The sequence below is a fragment of the Sodalis sp. RH22 genome (assembly GCF_047324165.1).
Lineage (GTDB): Bacteria > Pseudomonadota > Gammaproteobacteria > Enterobacterales > Enterobacteriaceae > Acerihabitans.
Genome location: NZ_CP178731.1, coordinates 1,162,813 through 1,184,336, shown reverse-complemented (window position 1 = coordinate 1,184,336; position 21,524 = coordinate 1,162,813). Strand labels below are relative to the sequence as shown.

Sequence of the window (21,524 nt, the reverse complement as noted above, 5' to 3'; positions counted from 1 at the left end):
ATCACTTCCTGCATAATTGTCTATGATTGTTCTACGTGAAACTCGCATCACCGGCATAAGACGGGGCGGTATCGTCCATTGCTTACTTCCGGGTTAAACGAGGCAATTGAATGAAATCCAAATCATTTACTAAAAGCTGGGGCGCCGAATACGTCGCCGCCGGCGTCGTTCGCTTTCGTCTCTGGGCGACCGGACAGGACAAGGTGACGCTCAGGCTTTCCGGCGAAGACAGGGCGATGAACCCGAGCGGCGACGGCTGGTTTGAGCTGGTGGTCACCGGGGTTTCTCCCGGCGCGGAGTATCATTATATCCTTGCCGACGGCACGGCCGTGCCGGACCCCGCCTCCCGCGCCCAGAAGGCGGATGTCGACGGTCCTTCCCTCGTCATCGACCCGGCGCGTTACCGCTGGCGGAATACGCAATGGCGCGGCCGCCCGTGGGAAGAATCGGTCGTCTACGAGATGCATATCGGCACGTTCACGCCGGAAGGGACGTTCCAGGCCGCGATCGATAAGCTGCCTTACCTGGTCGAAACCGGCATCACCATGATCGAGGTCATGCCCGTCGCGCAATTCGGCGGCAGCCGCGGCTGGGGCTATGACGGCGTGCTGCTCTACGCGCCGCATTCCGTCTATGGCGCGCCGGAGGATTTCAAGGCCTTTATCGATGCCGCCCATGGCCATGGTCTCTCGGTGGTGCTGGATATCGTCCTTAATCATTTCGGGCCACAGGGCAATTATCTGCCGCTATTGGCGCCGGATTTTTTCCACAAGGAGCGCAAGACGCCCTGGGGCGCCGGCATCGCCTATGACGTTGCCGCGGCCCGCCGTTATATCGTGGAAGCGCCGCTCTACTGGCTGGAGGAATTTCACCTTGACGGCCTTCGCTTCGACGCCATAGACCAGATCGAGGACAGTTCCGCCAAGCACGTGCTGATCGAGATAGCCGAGCGTATCCGCGCCGGCATTACCGACCGGCCGATCCATTTGACGACCGAGGACAGTCGCAACGTCATTTTCCTGCATCCGCGCGGGGAGGACGGCTCCGTACCGCTCTTCACCGGCGAGTGGAACGACGACTTCCACAATGCCGTCCACGTCTTCGCCACCGGCGAGACGCATGCGTACTACCAGGACTTTGCCAGGGAGCCGGAAAAGCTGGTCGCCCGCGTTTTGGCGGAAGGTTTCGCTTATCAGGGCGAGGTCTCTGCGCAGACCGGCAAGCCGCGCGGCGTGAAAAGCACGGGACAGCCGCCGGCGGCCTTCGTCGATTTCATCCAGAACCACGACCAGGTGGGCAACCGCGCCCAGGGCGAAAGGCTGATTGCGCTGGCCGGCGCCGACCGTACCCGGGTTCTGCTCGCCGCGCTGCTTTTCTCGCCGCATATCCCGCTGCTTTTTATGGGCGAGGAATATGGCGAGATGAATCCCTTTTTGTTCTTCACCGATTTTCATGGCTCCCTCGCCAGGGCCGTGCGCGAGGGCCGCGCGCGTGAGTTCGCGGGCCATGCCGGCCACGAGGGCGAAAGCGTGCCCGATCCGAACGCGCAGACCACCTTCGACATGTCGAAACTTGACTGGAAAAAGCGCGATAGCGGGGCGGGCAAAAGCTGGCTGGCGCTGACCAAAGAATTATTGGCGCTGCGCCAGAAACAGGTGGTGCCGTTGCTCAGCACCGCCCGCGGCGATGCCGGCCACGTGGTGCAGACCGCGCCGGGTTTCCTTGCCGTCACCTGGACCTACCCGAAAGGCACGCTGTCCATCGCGCTCAATATCGGCAAAACACCCCAGCCGCTTCCCGACCAGCCGGGCGAGACGATATTCGCCTGGCCGAAAGCGGCAAATGACCTGCCGCAAAACGCCATTATTGTCCGTGTTGCCCCGGGAGACGCAAAGTGAAGATTCCAACCGCTACCTACCGTATTCAGTTCCGCAACGGCATGACCTTCGACCGCGCCGCCGGCCTGGTGCCTTATCTTAAGCGGCTCGGCATCAGTCATCTCTATGCCTCGCCGGTCTTTACCGCCACGTCCGGCTCGACCCACGGCTATGACGTCACCGACGCCAACGAGATCGATCCTTCGATCGGCGGCCGGGCAGGTTTCGATCGCATGGTAAAGACATTGCAGGGCGCGGGGCTTGGCCTGATCCTTGATATCGTGCCGAACCACATGGCCGCTTCGCTGGAAAATCCGTGGTGGCGCGATGTGGTAGAGAAGGGCAAAAACAGCCGCTACGCCCGGCATTTCGACATCGACTGGTCCGAGCGCCTGACCTTGCCCTTCCTCGGCGATACGTTCGAACGCGCCCTGGAAAACGACGAGATTGCCGTAAAGCCCGACCCGAAAACCGGCAGGCCCGCTTTCGCCTATTACGACACCTTCTACCCGCTTGCCGCCGAAACCTGGCAGGGCCGCGAGGCCGAGGTGCTGAATCTCACTGACAAGGCGGCGATTGCCCGGCTCCACGGGCGCCAGCCCTATCGGCTGATGTCCTGGCGCGATGCGCCGCGCGACCTGTCCTACCGGCGTTTTTTCGAGATAACCGGCCTCGTGGGCGTCCGGGTTGAGGACAGGGCCGTGTTTGACGATACGCACCGGCTCATCCTCGAGCTGGTCAAAACCGGCGCGGTCGACGGGCTGCGGGTGGATCATGTGGACGGGCTTGCCGATCCGAAAGCCTATCTTGAGCGCCTGCGGCAGGAAGCCGGGCCGGACTGCTATATAACGGTGGAAAAAATTCTCGGCAAGGGCGAGCAGATCCCGCCGGACTGGCCGATTTCCGGCACCACTGGTTACGAATTCATCGCCGCGCTCTCCGATGTGTTGGTGGACGATGAGAAGATAGACCTGTTGCGGCAGGCCTATGACGATGTCGTGGGCAGGCCTGTGGATATGAAAGCCGAACTGCGGGCGGCCAAGCTGCTGATGGTGGACAGGAATTTCGCGGGTGAATTTACCACGCTCCTCAAGCTGGTGATGGCGATCGCCGGGATGGAAAGGGTGGCGCTGGATGAAAACGCCGCCCGATCGGCTCTGCGCGAGCTGTTGGTCGCCTTCCCGGTCTACCGCACCTATGGCACGGCGCAAGGGCTGCCACCGGCGGGCGATGAGATGCTGCGCAAGGTGACTGGAAAGGTGAAAGCCAGCGTGAACGCTCCCGACCCCGGGGCGCTCGATTTCCTGACCCGCCTGCTCGCGGGCGAGGTCTCGGATATCGCTTCCGGCGAAGCCGCCACTTTCCGCACTCGCTTCCAACAGTTGACGGGCCCGCTGATGGCGAAATCGGTCGAGGACACGCTATTCTTCAGGCAGAACATGGAGCTGGCCCTGAACGAAGTGGGCGCCGAACCGATGCCGCGCGCCTTCTCGCTCGACCGCTTCCACGCGGAAATGCAAACGCGGCTCGAACGGCAGCCGGATGCGCTGTCAGGCACCTCGACCCATGATACCAAACGCGGCGAGGATGCCCGCGCACGGCTATATACGCTCACCGAAGCGCCGGAGCGCTGGGCGGAATGCGTTGCCCGCTGGCGCCGGATGAACCAGGCCAGCGTCGCCGTGCTTGACGACGGCGCGGCGCCAAAACCGGCGGTCGAATGGATGATCTTCCAGGCGCTGGCCGGTGTCTGGCCGGTGACGCTCGACCCGCAAGACGGGAAGGGCCTGCAGGCGCTCGAAGAGCGGTTTCTGGCCTTTGTGGAGAAGGCGCTGCGGGAAGCAAAACTGCGCACTGACTGGAATGACAGCAACGACGCCTATGAAAAAGCCGTGCTCGACTATGTCCGCCATCTGCTCTCGCCGTCCAACCAAACATTTTTACAGGATTTCACCGGCGCGCTGCAGCCCTTTATCCGCGCCGGCCTGGTCAATAGCCTTACGCAGACGGTCATCAAGCTGACGGCGCCGGGCGTGCCGGATATCTACCAGGGTAGCGAAGCGCTGAATTTCAGCCTCGTCGATCCCGACAACCGGCGAGAACCGGATTTTGCCGCCCTTGAACGTCTGCTTGCCGGGAGCGAAAAACCTGTCGTCGCCACGGAGGAGGGCTGGCTTAGCGGCCAATTGAAGCAGCATATCATCGCCAGGATCCTGCCTTTGCGCCGGCAGAAGACGGCGCTGTTTCGCCGCGGCGACTATTTGCCGCTCACCGCCACCGGCAAACAGGCAGAAAACGTCATTGCCTTCGCCCGGGCGGAAAGCGACGATGCGCTGATCGTTATCGCGCCTCGCCTTGTCTTCGGTATGCTGTACGACAATCCGGCTCAACTGCATCAGCAACGCTTGACCCAGGCGGAAATCGCTTTGCCCGGGCGGCTCGCCAATAGCCGCTACCGCGATATTCTCAGCGGAAAAGAGATCTTCCTGACCGATAGGATAGACTTGGAATCCGTTGACTGCCGTTCGGCGGTGATATTGTTAAAAATTTGATTTTATAGATATAACATCGTGGCACGCCAAGCCTTCGGCTATCACTGCGGGGGGCTCGGGTATAAGGTGGCGCCCTATGCCGGGCAACCGGTGAATGGCGCACCTGCCGTGATTCAGCTATGATCCAGGCGCTCACGCAGGCACTTTCAAACTGTACATGTTTTCATGGGTAAACGCGTAGGGGTAATATAGGCGTAGTGATGTGAAAGGGCTGGTTACGAACGTAGCGCGCGTATATCGTTGAGACTCATCCTTCTTATTTAACATAATATACATTATGCGCACCAAGATGACTTCATGTGGATGCTGGATTTCGCCTTGCCTCATCAGGCTAATGCGTATTTGCCGGCATCCCGTCTTACTATGGATGTCCGCTCTCAATATCCACTCCAATCGATTTCACCATCTCAGCAATATTCTGCGGGTAAACGGCTTCGTTCATTGCGCTCAATTCTTCGGCATGCCACCAGTAGCGCCCGCTGATAACACTCTTTTCGTTACTGCTCCAATTCACAATGCTTATGTCATGGTCAGTCACTCGCACCAGGTAAAACTTTTCCTGGGCTGCAACCATTTCACCGCTCGGTAACTTCATTACAAAATTTCTTTCTGCCACACACCGGCCAACGTCGCTGCGTATGATACCGGTTTCTTCCCATAATTCCCTGACGGCTGCTTGCTCATATGTCTCACCTTGTTCAACGCCACCGCCTGGCGTTGCCCAGTATGAGGTTCCTGCCAGCGCATCCGTGCGGTGCATAAACCTAAACAGTAAAATGCGTCCGCAAGGATCGATAATCAACAATCTGGATGCTGGCCGTGATGTCATCTTTTCTCCTGCATGCCGTGCTCATAAACCCGTAATTTTGATCGCGCTACGTGAAATCTGAGAAACCCTGGCTACGGTTATACAGCAAATATAGCGCAGCGACAGGGTTCGACAAATGACCCAGGACGCCGCAACAGCAGTTCACGCACGCTTTTATTCCCTGTATCTCAGGCCGGACAAATCGACGGCCCCGCAGCCCGCAGCCCGGAGCTTGGGCTGCCATGGCCATATCATTGGCCATCATTTAACATAATGTTGAGGTCTGATCGCGTTTGTCGCTTTTCCGCCAGGCAGTTTGCACATTAAATGAGGTTTTTACTGAGACTACGCCAACTTTCCTTTACAATGGTAGTCCTTTCCCTTTTCAGGCCGACATTTATGCTCATTCCCAAGCTGACGCAGCAAGACATGACGGAAAGCGAACAACGCCAACTTAAGACCCTGCTCGACCAGGCTAAAAAAGCCAAAGGACTTCCTCTCTCCAACTCAGAAACCAACCATGTCAAGGATGATTACATCGCCCAGCTGATGGCTGAACGTGAGATCATTGCCAAACAGGTTCGGGTAGTGAAACGTCAGAAGAAGCTAAAGCCTGACATTTCAGCCACTTATGAATGGACTGCCAATATGCATTCGCGTGGTAAACGTTAACGTCGTGTTTAAGGTCTAAATCAATCACTCAGGGCGAGGACCTTCCCCGCCCCTGGCACTGCTTTACTCCTGTAAACCACGATTAACCAGCATGGGCGTTATATCGGGTTCCTTGCCACGCCAATCCTTATACACCTTGGCCAGGTCCTGGCTATTGCCTTTTGACAGCACCTCATCACGAAAACGCTGCCCGTTGCGCGCCGTTAAACCCCCCTGCTCCGTAAAGCCCGCAAAAGCGTCATCCGCCAACATTTGCGTCCACAAATAAGCATAATAGCCGGCCGCATAACCGCCGCCCCAGATATGCTGGAAATAACTGGAGCGATAACGCGGCGGGACATAAGGCAGGTTGACGTTGAACTCAGCCAGGGCGGCGGCTTCAAACTCGGCTACCTGTTGCTCCGGCAAGCCGGCGCTCAACGTATGCCAGCGCATGTCCAGGAGCGCGGCCGCCAGCAGTTCGGTCATTTCATACCCTTTATTGAAACGCGACGCCTTTTCAATTTTTGCCAGCAACTCGTCGGGCATTGGCGCGCCGGTCTGATAATGCCTGGCATAATTAGCGAAGACCCGGGGTTCGTCGGCCCAGTGTTCATTGAATTGGGAGGGGAACTCGACAAAGTCCCGCGGCGTCGACGTACCGGAAAGACCCGGATATTCCTGGCTGGCAAACAGGCCGTGCAGGGTATGGCCAAATTCGTGAAACAAGGTGACGACGTCATCCCAGGATAACAGGGCGGGTTGCCCCTCGGCGGGCTTGGCGAAATTGGCCACATTATAGATAACCGGCCGGGTACCCAGAAGCAGGGATTGGTCGACAAAATTGCCCATCCACGCCCCGCCGCCCTTATTGTCGCGCTGAAAATAATCCGTATAAAACAGCGCCATGGACGCCCCGTCCTGGTCGAAGACTTCATATACCCGGACATCGGGATGGTAAACCGGAAGATCGGCGCGCGCCTTGAGGTCAATACCGTACAGCAGACGGGCGGCGTAAAATACGCCCTGTTCCAGCACCCGGTTCAGCTCAAAATAAGGTCTGATCTGCGCGTCGTTAAGATCATATTTCATTTTGCGCACGCGATCGGCGTAAAACTGCCAATCCCACGCCGCCAGGGTAAATTTATCCTGGCCGCTGTCGATCAGCGCCTGGATATCGGCGGCTTCCCGCCCGGCCCGCGCCGTGGCGGCGGGCACTATGCGCGTCATAAACTCCAGCGCCGCGGCCGGCGTCTTCGCCATCTGATCCTGCAGCGCCCAGGTGGCATAGTCGGGAAAACCCAGCAGGCCGGCCTGCTCGGCGCGCACCTGCGCCAGCCGGAGAAGAATGGCCCGCGTGTCGTTGCCGTCGCTCTTTTCCGCCCGTGAAATGGAGGCGCTGAACAGCGCCTGGCGGGTGGCGCGCCGTTCCAGGGTTTGCAACTGCGGTTGCTGGGTGGTGTTTTGCAGCGCCAGGAGCCAGCGTTCGCCAAGATTGCGCTCATTCGCCGCCTGCCGCGCCGCCGCAATCTCCTGCGCCGACAGCCCGTCGAGTTGGCTGATATCGTCAACCAGCAATGCGCCCTGTTTGGTGGCATCCAGCAGCCGATGAGAAAACTGCGTGCTTAAGGTCGCCGCTTCCTGATTGAGTGTGGAAAGCCGTTGTTTTTGCGCCGCGGATAATTGCGCCCCGGCCAGGACAAAGCGCTGATAAGTGACGTCGATAAGCCGGCGCGATTCGGCGGAAATCGTCAGGGATTCCCGCTGGTCGTACACAGTTTTCAGGCGGCTGAACAGCCTGGCGTTAAATTTTATCGCATCGTTCATCGCGGCCAGTTTCGGCGATTGTTCCTCATCAATGCGCTGTAGCGAATCGCTGGTATTCGCGGAGGTCATGGCGCCGAATACGCTCATGACCCGCTTTAATAACGCGCCGGAGCGCTCCAGCGCGGCATAGGTATTATCGAAGGTCGGCTCGTCGCGCCGTGCGGCAATATCATCAATCTCCGCGAGATAGGCGCGCATGCCCTCCTCGATTGCCGGTGTATAGTCGCTTTCCCGGATCAGGTCGAAGGGGGGCGCCTGGAAAGGCAGCTGGCTGGGCTGGTAAAACGGATTTTGCTGCTGAAGGTGATTGTCGCGCATGTTCTGCTCCTGCCGAATCGGTCGGTAAACCCTGATCCCATGCTAGCACGCCCCAGGTGAAAAGACAGTCTTGCCCCCGTCCTGAAGAATATGGGCAAAAAAAAAATGCGCCGAAGCGCATTTCAGACTGCTGACAATCCTAGCCATCATGCCCGCAAGCACGAATTTGTCATCAAACTGATTTAGGCCAGTAGGCATCAACAGCCGTTACAGGGAGGCCATATCGATGACGAAACGATAACGCACATCGCTTTTTACCACCCGCTCATAAGCATCATTGATTTGCTGGATATTAATCTTTTCAATATCGGAAACGATATTGTGCTCGCCGCAAAAATCAAGCATCTCCTGGGTTTCCTTAATCGAACCGATGCCGGAACCCGCGAGACTGCGGCGCCCGCCGATCAGGGCCGCGGCGTGCAGCGGCACCTTCTTTTCCGGCAGGCCGACCAGGACCATGGTGCCGTCGATTTTTAACAACGACAGATAGGCGCCCCAGTCGATTTCCGTTCCGACGGTGCAGATTATCAGATCAAAGGTGCTTTTTAACTTCTCGAAGGTGGCCGGATCCTGCGTGGCGTAATAATGTTGGGCGCCCAGACGCAGACCGTCCTCTTTCTTAGACAGGGTCTGACTGAGCACGGTCATTTCCGCGCCCATGGCTTTGCCCAGCTTCACACCCATATGGCCTAAGCCGCCAAGACCGATAATAGCCACTTTTTTACCCGGCCCGGCCTGCCAGTGACGCAATGGCGAGTAGAGGGTAATGCCGGCGCAGAGCAAGGGAGCCGCCGCGTCCAAGGGTAAATTATCGGGAACCGACAGCACATAACCCTGCTTGACCACGATATGGTCGGAATAGCCGCCCATGGTTGGCGTTTTGCCGTCGCGCTCCACGCTGTTATAGGTTAATACCAACCCTTCCTTGTATTGCTCTAAATCCACATCGCGCTCGGCGCAATGGGTGCAGGAATCCACAAAGCAACCGACGCCGACCCGATCGCCTACGTTAAACTTTGTCACGCCGTCGCCTGCGGCGACCACCTCACCCACAATTTCATGGCCGGGCACCATGGGGAATATAGCCCCGCCCCACTCGTCCCTGGCCTGGTGAATATCCGAATGGCAAACGCCGCAGTAGGCGATTTTGATCACGACATCATCGGGGCCGGGGGCGCGTCGCTCAAAAGAGTAAGGCGTAAGAGGCGCCTTGGCGCTGAGCGCGGCATAACCTTTAGCTTTAGACATATGACAAACTCCGGGTTGCTTGATAAAGGAGATGGCGCAGGTTCGCCATGCATCCACTGTTGCCCTATTCTGCCAGCAATCATCCCGGATAAGGTAGACGATTATTCTTGCGTTATTGCCTGATCCTGCAATCAGGGCCATAAATCGCATTGAAAAGTAAACGCGCACAAAATAATTACTGTTTGGCTTATTATTGCTTTGGTTAATATGTAAATTGTGAATCAAAAAGGTTAAAAAACAACGGCCGCCGTAATGAAGGTAAAACCTTCCCTAAACAATAGTTTATTTTAAGCTGTATTTGTTTTTTGTCTGGCTAGAATAGCTTCCCGTTATCTCACCTCGCTATGGGTAACAATCAATAAACTTATCGATAGTATTTTTGAGTAATTTTTAAATAAAATCTAAATAAATAGGCGATCATGAAAAAAACAAGAAAGACCTTTATCGGCATCCTGACGGTAGTCGGTGGCATAACGCAGGCTTATAGTGCCAGTGATAGTGAGAGCAAAGTCAATGAAAGTGATTTACACGGTTCTCCGCCCGCTGCCAGTACTAATATAAAGCCATTTTCGAATATCATAAAAATAAAACCTTCTAAAAGTACATTTGAAAATCCAAATTCAGATTCATCGAAAATCCATAGTTTTGATAATAGATCATTAGGTTACGACTCGGGAAACGACAGTACGTACCATATTGTGGATTTGTATAGCAAAAAGGGGGAAACCAAGAAAGTCGATAAAAAAATGTTGACTAAAGGCAGACCCAATGATTTAAAAACCGTCGTGTTTTTTAGAGGCGGGGGGGAGTTTGTCATTAAAGAAGGCATACCGGAAAATCTCAACATTGAAGCGATTATGGTAGACAACTCAACGCTGCTGCTGCAAAATTCTCCGCAAATTTTCGCAAAAGAGATCTGTGCTTCCAAAAACGCCACAATCCAGGGCAATGGCATAATACAATCAAATGTCATCAACGAAGGTACCCTTTCAGTTGATCCTGAAACTAAAAAGCCGAGCAAGTTCAATAGTATTGGTGATTTCTTCAGCAAAAAACCTTTACATGCAGAGAAGGGAATTACCCCTGGTCAAAGCCTTCCGCACACCACGCTTACCATTGATGGCGATTATATCTCAAGAGATAACGGGATCATTGTTCTGAGGGTAAATAAAAAAAATGATAATCCTGATAATAATCAATTGGAGATTAGAGGCAACGCTCCAAATAAAAGCAATATTTTTGTAAAAGGTAATATTTTGAATAGTAATCCAGAAAATATAGCCTCTATTAAGTTAAATGGCAATGTTTCTGAAGATGCCTTCATGTTTCTAAATACACCCGCCTCAAGCGAAAATGAAGCCAAAGTAAGAAAAGAAAATAACCGGCTTGTGGCATTCATTGCCGAAAAAAAGGATGGGGTAAATAAACCATCTTCTGATCAAATCCATCTGCAAAAAAAGATACCTGCCGCAGATGCGCAGGATAACACGGCGAACCATTACAGAAGCGGGCCTGCTAAGCCGCCGCGTACTTTCCAGCATAAAAATAATAACATGACCATTCAGCCGAAACCAACGGATCGGACTGTTCTCCCAGACCGAATAGAAAAACCACCATACCCCAAGGTCCAGTTTAATATAATAAGCAGTACGAGTGACCTTGTTGGCAGTTATGATCACGACTGGACTCAAAGCAATGCCTCTATAAATGACGCGATTGATAAAATTTACGGTGACTTGGGACCCGTGCCTGAAAGGGATGGGAATAACGCTAATGCGCTCGTTTATACGCTCACACACATAAAAGCAGACCTGAGCGAGGGTAAAAATTTCAAAGGTCTGATTAACAATACTGCCAATACCGTGCCGCAAGATGCAAACATAGCCCCCTACAGCCAACTTGGCAGGTTCGATAAATATTTACATGGCGAGGGCTTTGAAGAGAATGACTACGAGCGGGATTATCCCGCCCATGGCTGCGGCGATGATGATGGGATGGATAACGGTTCCGCTGCTCGGTTTGATGAACAAAGAGCTGCGTCCCAGCCGCTTGATACAAATGCAGACTCTACCCGCGGCGATAAGGAGGAGGAGGATTTCGGCCTCGCTGCCTTGTTCAACGAACAAAGCGACGCTTCTCGGCCGCCTGTGCAAAATGCGCACGCCGTTGCCGGCGGCGGCGATGAGGAGGAGGATTTCGGCCTCGCTGCCTTGTTCAATGAACAAACGGACGCGTCCAAGCCGCTTGATAAAAATGCGGACTCCGCAGTCCGTGGTGATGATGAGGAGGAGGATTTCGGCCTCGCGGCCTTGTTCAATGAACAAACGGACGTGTCTAAGCCGCTTGATAAAAACGCGGACTCCGCTGCCGGCGGCGACGATGAGGAGGAGGATTTCGGCCTCGTGGCCTTGTTCAATGAACAAACGGACGCGTCCAAGCCGATTGATAAAAATGCGGACTCCGGTGTCCGTGACGATGATGAGGAGGAGGATTACGGCCTCGTTCTCTTATTCACTGAAGAAATGGACTCTCCAGAGTCGCTCGATGAAAACCTTGATGCTACCGCGCCGCCCGATGATGATTTGGTTGATGATGGACTCTTAGCCTTGTTCAATAGTAATCAGGACAATCAGGGGGTTGATGCGGGCAATGGCTTGCTGGCCCGCAGCAGTTTGCAGCCGGCGGCGGGTATCTATGCCGCCAATATGGCAACCGCCAATACCCTGTTTGCGACCCGCATGCACGATCGGGTCGGCGCCACGGAATTCCCGTCCGCCTTTAACGGCGCCGATGGCGCAGGTCAATCTTCTTTCTGGCTGCGTATCGCCGGCGGTCAAACCGGGGCGCGTATGCGCGACGGCGCGTTATCTGCCAGCACCAATACCCAAAAGGTGCAATTGGGCGGGGAAATCGTTAGCGGCAGCCGCGACGGTATCGACGGACTGCATTTCGGCGTGATGCTCGGCGCGGGTAAAAGCCGCAGCCATAGCCATGCCATTAACGGTAAAGGCGCCCAAGGCGGACTTGAGGGATATGGCGCCGGTATATACGGTACCTGGTATCGCAACGACGGCAATCACGAAGGCCCCTATCTTGATGGCTCGCTAAACTATAACTGGTTCGGCAATCATGTTAAAAACGGATCGTCGGCAAATAAATCCGCCGATACGGCAACCTACCGTTCCGCTGGATTTGTCGGCACAGTAGAAGCCGGTCATAGCTGGCGACTGTTCTCCGCTGCCGCCTTTGACACCTATTTACAACCGCAAATACAGGTCGCCTGGATGGGCGTCGGCGCACGGGATCAGAAAGACCCGAACGGCGAACGCATCACCATGCTGGGCCATGATAATATCCAGACCCGCCTGGGCGCACGGCTGTATATGCGCGGTTATGCCAGCATGGATGAAGGCAGGCAGCGCATGTTCCAGCCCTATGTCGAAACAAACTGGATCCATAATACCCACGACTTCGGCGTTTGCCTGGGTAAGGATGCCTACTCCCAGGAGGGCGCCAGGGATATCGGCGAGATTAAAATGGGTAATGAGGGACAAATTAATGAGCATCTGGCGCTATGGGGCAGCATCGGCCAGCAAGTCGGCGGCAAGGGATACCACGACACCACCGGTACGTTAGGCGTGAAAGTGAATTTCTAAGCGGCGCGGCGCGCCGTCAGCTCAGGGCCGGCTCGGCCGGCCCTGTTTTGGAGCCGTGCGTACGCTGGCGTGAGAGGACGGCGGGTGCCATCCCGCCGCCTTATATATCATGATATTTCGCCGCTGCTATTTGCCTGCCGGTTATAGCAACCAATCACCTCGCCCGCTATCGACACCGCGATTTCCGCCGGCATTTTTCCTTTCACCGTCTCCAAACCGATGGGACAGCGCAGTTGCGCCAATGCCTCGGCACCCATGCCGCGCTCGCCAAGGCGATAAAGAAAGCGCCGGCGTTTGGTGATAGACCCAATAAGCCCGCAATACCGATGGCCGCCGCGTTTAAGTACCTGCTCAACCAGCATAAAATCAAGCTGATGATCGTGGGTCATCACGATAAAATAGCTGTCGGCCGGCATGGCGTCCAGGGCATCGAGCGGATCGTCGATAATCACCTTGACGCGTTGATCGCATGCCGGTGGAAACTGGTCGGCACGGCTGTCCACCCAACTGATATCACAGGGCAGCTCCGCCAGGATCCTGACCAGCGCCTTGCCTACGTGCCCGGCGCCGAATACCGCGATATGAGGCCGCGCCATAATCACCGGTTCGAATAGCACTGATGTCATGCCGCCGCAGCATTGCCCCAGGCGCGCGCCAAGGGAAAAACGCTCCGTGCGGCAGGCCGGGCGAGGCTCGCCCAGCAGTTCCCTGGCTATCCGCGTGCATTGAAATTCCAAATGACCGCCGCCGACCGTGCAAAATTGCCGGCTGCTGGTCACCACCATTTTGGTGCCGCTGTCGCGCGGCGTCGAGCCCTGTTCATCAATAATCGTGACCAATACGGCCGGGGTGCCTTCCGCCTGCAGTTGCGCCAGCGCTGAGATCCAATTATCAGTCATAGGGAGATTCCTTTCCCTGGCGCGCAGGCGTTTGACCGCCGGCCAGCATCGTTTGGGCCGATGCTGCCGGGGCGGGGTTAATAGCACTTTTAGTGACATTGTCACCTAATGTCGGGGCCAGCAGCGCATCCACGGCCGCCAGGACCCGCTCCGGCGTGGCCGGGGCATCGATATCGGGCAGACGGCGATAATCGGCCAGACTGGCCACCGCGTCCCGGATGGCGCACCATACTGAAATGGCCAGCATAAACGGCGGCTCGCCCACCGCTTTGGAATGGAATACCGTCTGCTTGGGATTGGCGCGGTTTTGCAGCAAATGTACGTTCAGCTGCGCCGGGGTATCGCCGATAGTGGGAATTTTATAGGTGGCCGGGCCGTCGGTCAGCAGGCGGCCCCGCGCGTTCCAGATCAGTTCCTCGCTGGTCAGCCAGCCCATACCCTGGATAAATCCCCCCTCCACCTGGCCGATATCGATGGCCGGATTAAGCGAATCGCCTACGTCATGCAGGATATCGGCGCGCAATAACCGGTACTCGCCGGTTAAGGTATCCACCACCACTTCGGAACAGGCCACGCCGTAGGCAAAATAGTAAAATGGCCGGCCGGCGGCTTGCTGGCGATCATAATAAAGGGACGGCGTGGCGTAATAGCCCTGGCTTGCCAGCGATACCTGCTGGAGATGAGCCAGCTCGGCGACTTCGCCCAGGGTAAAGATCCGGCCCGCAACGTCGACCATGCCGTTGCGAAAATTAATTTGCTCCGGTTCGGCGTGATGGACCCGGCATAACATCGTCACCAGGCGCTGTTTCAGCGTTTCGGCGGCGGACTGGGCGGCTTTGCCGTTCAAATCGGCCCCCGAAGACGCTGCGGTGGGCGACGTGTTGGGAATTTTACCGGTATCGGTGGCGGTAATCCTGATCTTCGCGGGATTGACGCCCAGCACCTGCGCCACGACCTGTATGACTTTGGTATGCAGGCCCTGCCCCATTTCCGTGCCGCCGTGATTGAGCTGCAGCGTACCGTCGGTATACATCAGCAGCATGGCCCCCGCCTGGTTAAGAAAACCGGCGGTAAACGAGATACCGAACTTGACCGGCGTCAGCGCCAGCCCGCGTTTTAATATCGGGCTGGCGGCGTTATAGGCGATAATCTCCCGGCGTCGTTGCCGGTAACCGGCGCTGGTTTCCAGGGCGTCGGTGAGTTCGTCGAGCAGATTATCTTCCACCGGCTGTTGGTAATGAGTGATATTGCGCGTTGTTTTGCCGTAATAATTCAGCCGTCGCACCGACAGCGGATCCAGACCGGTCTCGCGGGCGATATGTTCAATAATATGCTCGATGGCCAGCATGCCCTGTGGGCCGCCGAAGCCGCGGAACGCGGTATTGGAAGCGGTATTGGTCCGGCAGCGGTAGCCGGTTATCAGCACATCGGCGAGATAATAGGCGTTGTCGGCATGGAACATGGCGCGGTCGACGATGGAGGGAGATAAATCGGCCGAATAACCGCAGTTGGCCGCCAATTCCAGCTTCAGGCCGAGGAGATGCCCGCGCGCGTTAAAACCCACGTCGTAGCGTACCAGGAACGGGTGGCGTTTGCCTGTCATCAGCATATCGTCGCGGCGGCTCAGACGCATTTTAGCCGGTTTGCCCGTGAGCCGGGCCGCCAGGGCGCATAAGCAGGCGGGACCCGCCGCCTGAGTCTCCTTACCGCCAAAACCGCCGCCCATCCTGCGCATATCGACGGTAATATCCTTCATATCCACGCCCAGCACCGACGCCACCAGTTTCTGTACCTCGGTCGGGTGCTGGGTCGATGAAAAAACCTGCATGGCGCCATCCTCGCCCGGGATCACCGACGCCACCTGGGATTCCAGATAAAAATGCTCTTGCCCGCCCATCCGCAGGCTGCCCTGGAGACGACGCGGCGCGGCGGCCAGCGCCGCGTCCGGGTCGCCGCGCCGATGGCAATGCGGCGCGTCGACATAAAGCGCTTTTTCCAGCGCCTCCTCGATGTCCAGCACCGCCGGCAAAGGCTGGTATTCGATAACGGCCGCCGCCGCCGCGCGCCGGGCTATGACCGGGTCCCGCGCCGCCACCACCAGGATCACCTGGCCGGCATAGTCAACCCGATCTTTGGCCAGCAGCGGATCGCCCGCGACCACCGGGCCGATATCCAGTTCGCCGGGTACATCCCGCCAGGTCATGACCCGCTCGACGCCCGGCATCAGATAACAGGGGGACGTATCAACACGGGTAATCAGCGCGTGGGCATGTTCGCTTAACCGCGGCGCCAGATGCAGCTGGTGTGGCAATTCAGGCCGATCGTCAATATATATCGCATCGCCGCTGACGTGTTTGGCCGCGCTTTCATGGGGCTGCGGCTGGCCTACGCCGCCTGTGGCCGGCTGGCGGTAGCGCTGCTGGCGCTGCGCGGCGGAAAATCGTTTTGCCTGCTCAGACATAATGGTCGACCTCCAGGCGATGACGTGGCAACGAGGCGGACAGATAAAACCGACGCAGTAAATTTTGCGCCACGCGCAGCCGGTAGGCGCCGCCGGCGCGCAGGTCGCTTAACGGGGTAAAGTCGTCCGCAAGTCGCAGACAGGCGAGCTCGACCGTTTTTCGCTCCCAGGGTTGGCCCAGCATTGCGCCCTCAGCGCCGGTGGCCCGGCGGGGTATCTCCGCCATGCCGCCGTAGGCCAGACGGGCTGAACGGATGATGCCTCCCTCGATTTCGCAGCAAAAGGCGGCAAACACTGCCGATATATCATCTTCACGCCGTTTGGCGACCTTATAAAATTGACATTTATGTGACGCCGTCACTCTTGGTACGATAATGCGTTCGATAAATTCGCCCGCCGCCAGCGCGGTATGGCGGTACGAGAGGAAAAACTGCGCCAGCGGCAACTCCCGGGCGTCGCCGCCGCGGCGTAGTACCAGACGCGCGTCCAGCGCCAGAAGCATCGGCGCCCCATCCCCCACGGGCGAAGCGTTGGCCAGGTTGCCGCCGAGCGTGGCCTGGTTGCGCACCTGCCGCGAGGCGAAGCGCGTCAGCGCGGCGCGAAATTCCGGCAAATGCCGCGCTAAAAACGGTTCGCAGGCGCTGAGCGAGGCGGCGGCGCCGATTTCCAACTGCTTTTCGGTCGCGGATAAAATTTTCAGCTCGGGAATATGGTTAATATCAATCAGTAACGGCAGCGTCTCGCGGCGCAAGGTAATCGCCAGCGCCAGATCGGTGCCGCCGGCCAGCAGTCTGGCGTCGGGATGGCGTAGAAAGGTGGCGCCCAGCTGCGCCAGGGTGCGGGGACGCAAGCTGACAGGTCTGGCCGGGACACCGGCACCGTCGACAGGCCCCGATAGCGGCGCGGAGACAGACTGATCGTCCTGCTGTTGTAGTTGGGCCAGCTGCGCCAGCGTCTGGTTTTCCTGATCGGAAAAGCGGTCGTCCACTGCCCGGCAGATCTGCCGGGCGGCGTCCATAATCGGACGGTAGCCGGTGCAGCGGCAGAGATTACCGCCCAGCGCCTGCGTGATGGCGTCATCGGTGTCCCCGGCGGCGGATTTTTGCAGGGCGAACAGCGACATAACAATACCCGGCGTGCAAAAACCGCACTGCGAGGCGTGGTTATCTACCATGGCCTGCTGCACCCCGTGTAATTGTCCCTGATGGGATAAATCCTCCACCGTCAGCAATTGCTTACCGTGCAGCGCGCCGATAAGGGTAATGCAGGCGTTGATGCTGTCATAGCGCAATTTGCCCCCGGCGGCCTGTACCAAAACCACAGTGCAGGCGCCGCAGTCGCCGGACGCGCAGCCTTCCTTGGCGCCCATGCGCCCCTGACGGCGGCGCAGATAGTCTAATACCGAGAGATTGGCGTCCAGGCCGGTTTCGCTGACCAACGTTTGGTTAAGTAAAAAACGGATCATGCCGCCCCCTGTTTTATCATATCCACATCGCGCCGATAAACCGGTTCGCCCTGGATCCAGGTTTGAAAAATAGTGCGGTCGTCGCCGAGTATCATCATCAGGAACAAGCGTTCCCGCAGCGTCTTGCTGTTGGTTTGCCGCAATCGCTGCAGCGGCGTCGCCCTCGGGTCGAGCACGACGAAGTCAGCCTCTTTGCCGGGCATGAAATTGCCCAATACCCCGTCCAGGGATAAGGCTTGTGCGGCGCCAAGGGTGGCATGGTACAGGGCTTCGTGGATCGACAGATGGTAGCCCTGCAGCTGGCCGATCTTATAGGCCTCCGCCAGGGTTTGCAGCAGGTTAAAGGTGGTGCCCGCCCCTACATCGGTGCCGATGCCCAGCGGTATGCCCAAATCCCATGTTTTTCGCAGGTTAAACAACCCGCTGCCAAGAAACAGGTTAGACGTGGGACAAAACGCGATGGCGGAATGTGAGTGCGCCAGATCGCGCCATTCCTGCTCTTCCAGATGCAGGCAATGGGCGAATATGCTTTTACGGCCCGCCAGGCCATAATGCCGGTAGACATCAAAATAGCTTGCGCGCTCGGGGAACAGTTCTTTGACCCAGGCGACCTCCCGCGTATTCTCGCTCAGGTGGGTTTGCAGATACAGGTCGGGAAACTCCCGCCGCAGCCGCCCCGCCAGTCTTAGCAGTTCGGGAGACGAGGTCGGCGCAAAACGCGGCGTCAGGGCATAACCCAGCCGTCCTTTATTGTGCCAGCGCCTAATCAGCCCGCGGGTGGCTTCTTCGCTTTGTGCCGGGGTTTCCAGCAGCGCGTCCGGCGCGTGGCGGTCCATCATCACTTTACCGGCGATAAGGCGCATCCGGCGTTCGAAGGCGGCGGCAAACAACGCGTCGACGGACTGGACGTGAACCGTGCCGTAGACCATGGCCGTGGTGGTGCCGTTACGCAACAGCTGGTCCAGAAAAAACGCCGCCATGCCGGCGGAGCGGTCCGGGCAATGGTATTGGCTTTCGGTGGGAAACGTATAATGGTTCAGCCAGTCCAGTAACTGAGCGCCGTCGGCGCCGATCATTTCCGTTTGCGGGTAATGGATATGGGTGTCGATAAAACCCGGCATGATAATATTATCCGCCAGATGTATGATCTCCTGCCGGGGGTGCAACTGGTCTCGTCCCTCGGGCCAGGACTGCAGGGAAATAATGGTTCCGTCCTCGATTAATAACAGGCCGTCCTCGATAAAACGGGCGGATTCTTCCAGTTCTTCCGGAGCCGATACGCCTGCCCTAAAATCAAAAAAACTGCTGCGAATAGCGGTAATATTACTCATAACAGCGGCCTCGGTAATGGCCCTCGGATATTATGCCATGTATAAGGATGCTGTTCCGTATACCCATGCGCATAGAGGGGCGATAAAATGCAATGCAGCGTTACCTAGATACTGGCAATATTTGTGCCAATATCAGCCCAGCGACTTTTTATTGAATATGCCTATATATCAATTGGTTAATAATATTTTACCGTCAGGCCGCACGCATATCGACTGATTAAGCCCGCGAACGGTAAAGGCAAACGTTTGCTTCAAATGACAACCGTTTGCTTATACTCTGTACGGCTGGATAATCATCATTTCTTCAGCTTCGGACCGGGGTAATAAATAATAAATCGTCCCTAAATGTTAACAGAAAGCACAATCGCAATACTTATGCACCAGAATGTGGCAACGCTGCCAGACAACAGACTGTTGATGGCAAGGACATTAGTCTATGCTCTAGGTCTGTAGGCTCGATTGCGGGCGCTTGATATATCCGACATGTACTACTGCGAGGAGAATTCTTATGGAATATCGTCTATTGGGCCGTTCCGGCTTGAAAGTATCGGTATTGAGTCTCGGCACCATGACCTTCGGCGGCAAAGGGAAATTTGCCAAAGTGGGCGATACCGGCGTGGCGGAAGCGCGCCGCCAGTTGGCCCTTTGTATCGACGCCGGCATCAACCTGTTTGATACCGCCGATGTGTATTCCCAGGGGGTTTCGGAAGAAATTTTGGGCGAAGTGCTGAAGGAAAAGCGCGACAGCGTCCTGATTGCTTCCAAAGCCCGTTTCCCCATGGGCAATGGACCCAACGATCGCGGGTCATCGCGTCACCACCTGATCCGCGCCTGTGAAGCCAGTTTAAAACGGTTGAATACTGACCATATCGATTTATATCAGTTGCATGAATGGGACGGCCAGACCCCGCTGGAAGAAACCTTATATGCCCTGGAACACCTGGTGAGCAGCGGTAAGGTGCGCTACGTGGGGATTTCCAATTTCTCGGGATGGCATATCATGAAAACACTGGGCGTTTGCGAACGACTCAACCTTATCCGCCCGGTAAGCCAGCAAATCCATTACTCCCTGCAAAGTCGCGAGGCTGAGTATGAATTGTTGCCGATCACCCAGGATCAAGGATTAGGCGTGTTGGTCTGGAGTCCGCTGGCCGGGGGACTGCTATCCGGAAAATATCGCCGGGACCGCCAGCCCGAAGGCAGCACCCGCCATCTTGAAGAGTGGAATGAACCGCCTATCTATAATCAAGATGCCTTATATAACATCATCGACGTCCTGGTTGAAATCGCAGAAGAGAGGAATGTCTCCGCCGCCCAGGTGGCCCTGGCCTGGCTTATCAGCCGCCCCGCCGTCACCTCCGTTATTATCGGCGCGCGTACCGAGGAACAGTTAAAGGATAACCTGCGCGCGGCGGATCTGGTCCTGAACGCCAATGAGATTTCCCGCCTGTCCGACGTCAGCCGCCCGCCGCTGATTTATCCCTACTGGCACCAGGCGCAGACCGCCTCCGACCGGCTGTCTCCGGCCGACCTTTCGCTTATTGCGCCTTACCTGCGCAAACCCTGAGGCGCAGGCTCAGGCTAATTGATAATGCTGTCATTATTCAGAAATAAAAGGACCCGCTGCATGATTATCTTTATTACCGGCGCCACCGCCGGATTCGGCGAAACCATCGCCCGTAAATTCCTCAAGCAGGGACATAAGGTGATTGCCACCGGTCGCCGCCAGGAACGACTTGATCAATTGCAAGCCGAACTGGGCGATAACCTTTATCCCCTGCGCCTGGACGTGCGCGATCGTGAAGGCATTACCCGCGCCGTTGCCTCCCTGCCCCCGGCCTGGCGCGAAGTGGATGTGCTGGTCAACAACGCCGGCCTGGCATTGGGCATGGAACCGGCGCATAAAGCCAATCTTGATGATTGGGAAACCATGATCGATACCAACAATAAGGGATTGGTTTATATGACCCGCGCCCTGTTGCCCGGCATGGTGGAGCGGCGGCGCGGCCATGTGGTTAATCTCGGCTCGACCGCCGGCCGCTGGCCTTATGCGGGCGGCAACGTCTACGGCGCCACCAAGGCTTTTACCCGGCAGTTCAGCCTTAACCTGCGTACCGATCTGGTGGGTACCAAGGTGCGCGTGACGGATATCGAGCCGGGCCTGGTGGGCGGCACCGAATTTTCGGCGGTGCGTTTTAAGGGCGACGACAGTAAGGTGGAAAATACCTATAAAAACGCCGATCCGCTGATGCCCGAAGATATAGCCGAAGCGATCTATTGGGTCACCACCCTGCCGGCCCATGTGAATATCAATGTGCTGGAAATGATGCCGGTAAACCAGTCGTTCGGCGGGCTTAGCGTCCATCGCGACGAGTAATCTCCCCCTGCCCGCGGGTGGTCAGCCTCTGCCCGCGGCGCAATTCCCCGGTAA

At 56.8% G+C, this 21,524-nt stretch carries 13 protein-coding genes; 6 read left to right on the top strand and 7 right to left on the bottom strand.

Annotated features, from left to right (window positions below; all coding sequences use genetic code 11):
- Positions 1–110 precede the first annotated feature (110 nt).
- Both treZ and treY read left to right on the top strand, forming a co-directional pair.
- The gene (gene treZ / locus ACL2XN_RS05370) at positions 111–1,898 is read left to right on the top strand and encodes a malto-oligosyltrehalose trehalohydrolase (protein ID WP_410015086.1); all 1,788 of its coding nucleotides are present in this window, start codon (positions 111–113) and stop codon (positions 1,896–1,898) included.
- 41 nt (positions 1,899–1,939) lie between these two features.
- Positions 1,940–4,429: a malto-oligosyltrehalose synthase gene (gene treY, locus ACL2XN_RS05365; RefSeq protein WP_413730946.1), complete on the top strand. Its 2,490-nt coding sequence runs from the start codon at positions 1,940–1,942 to the stop codon at positions 4,427–4,429.
- Positions 4,430–4,790: 361 nt separating this feature from the next.
- Here treY and ACL2XN_RS05360 read toward each other — a convergent pair whose 3' ends face one another.
- Positions 4,791–5,258: an NUDIX hydrolase gene (locus ACL2XN_RS05360; protein ID WP_410015083.1), complete on the bottom strand. Its 468-nt coding sequence runs from the start codon at positions 5,256–5,258 to the stop codon at positions 4,791–4,793.
- A gap of 378 nt (positions 5,259–5,636) precedes the next feature.
- Between ACL2XN_RS05360 and ACL2XN_RS05355 the strand changes: the two genes are divergently transcribed.
- Complete coding sequence (locus ACL2XN_RS05355) at positions 5,637–5,909, top strand: DUF3811 domain-containing protein (RefSeq protein ID WP_410015082.1); 273 nt, start codon at positions 5,637–5,639, stop codon at positions 5,907–5,909.
- A gap of 63 nt (positions 5,910–5,972) precedes the next feature.
- Here the strand turns inward: ACL2XN_RS05355 and dcp are convergent, their stop codons facing one another.
- Positions 5,973–8,033, bottom strand: coding sequence for a peptidyl-dipeptidase Dcp (gene dcp / locus ACL2XN_RS05350; RefSeq protein WP_413730430.1), 2,061 nt, complete (start codon positions 8,031–8,033; stop codon positions 5,973–5,975).
- Between the two features lie 207 nt (positions 8,034–8,240).
- Positions 8,241–9,281: an NAD(P)-dependent alcohol dehydrogenase gene (locus ACL2XN_RS05345; protein WP_413722868.1), complete on the bottom strand. Its 1,041-nt coding sequence runs from the start codon at positions 9,279–9,281 to the stop codon at positions 8,241–8,243.
- Between the two features lie 419 nt (positions 9,282–9,700).
- Between ACL2XN_RS05345 and ACL2XN_RS05340 the strand changes: the two genes are divergently transcribed.
- A complete protein-coding gene (locus tag ACL2XN_RS05340) occupies positions 9,701–12,937 on the top strand; it encodes an autotransporter outer membrane beta-barrel domain-containing protein (RefSeq protein WP_413730429.1) in 3,237 nt (1,078 codons plus the stop codon).
- Positions 12,938–13,044: 107 nt separating this feature from the next.
- On the opposite strand, the gene xdhC is transcribed toward ACL2XN_RS05340, so the two are convergent.
- Genes xdhC through guaD form a run of 4 tightly spaced genes read right to left on the bottom strand, consistent with a single transcriptional unit; the run spans position 13,045 to position 19,093 of the window.
- The gene (gene xdhC, locus ACL2XN_RS05335) at positions 13,045–13,836 is read right to left on the bottom strand and encodes a xanthine dehydrogenase accessory protein XdhC (RefSeq protein WP_413722870.1); all 792 of its coding nucleotides are present in this window, start codon (positions 13,834–13,836) and stop codon (positions 13,045–13,047) included.
- Entirely contained in the window at positions 13,829–16,297 is a 2,469-nt protein-coding gene (xdhB, locus tag ACL2XN_RS05330) for a xanthine dehydrogenase molybdopterin binding subunit (RefSeq protein ID WP_413730428.1), read from the bottom strand. Before xdhB ends, xdhC begins: the two co-directional genes overlap by 8 nt.
- Complete coding sequence (xdhA, locus tag ACL2XN_RS05325; protein ID WP_413730427.1) at positions 16,290–17,762, bottom strand: xanthine dehydrogenase small subunit; 1,473 nt, start codon at positions 17,760–17,762, stop codon at positions 16,290–16,292. The genes xdhB and xdhA overlap by 8 nt, the downstream gene beginning before the upstream one ends.
- The gene (guaD, locus tag ACL2XN_RS05320) at positions 17,759–19,093 is read right to left on the bottom strand and encodes a guanine deaminase (protein WP_413730426.1); all 1,335 of its coding nucleotides are present in this window, start codon (positions 19,091–19,093) and stop codon (positions 17,759–17,761) included. Before guaD ends, xdhA begins: the two co-directional genes overlap by 4 nt.
- Positions 19,094–19,601: 508 nt before the next feature.
- Between guaD and ACL2XN_RS05315 the strand changes: the two genes are divergently transcribed.
- On the top strand, positions 19,602–20,660 hold the full coding sequence (locus ACL2XN_RS05315) for an aldo/keto reductase (RefSeq protein ID WP_410015074.1): 1,059 nt from the start codon (positions 19,602–19,604) through the stop codon (positions 20,658–20,660).
- A 60-nt stretch (positions 20,661–20,720) separates the two neighbouring features.
- A complete protein-coding gene (ydfG, locus tag ACL2XN_RS05310) occupies positions 20,721–21,470 on the top strand; it encodes a bifunctional NADP-dependent 3-hydroxy acid dehydrogenase/3-hydroxypropionate dehydrogenase YdfG (protein WP_410015073.1) in 750 nt (249 codons plus the stop codon).
- Positions 21,471–21,524 lie beyond the last annotated feature (54 nt).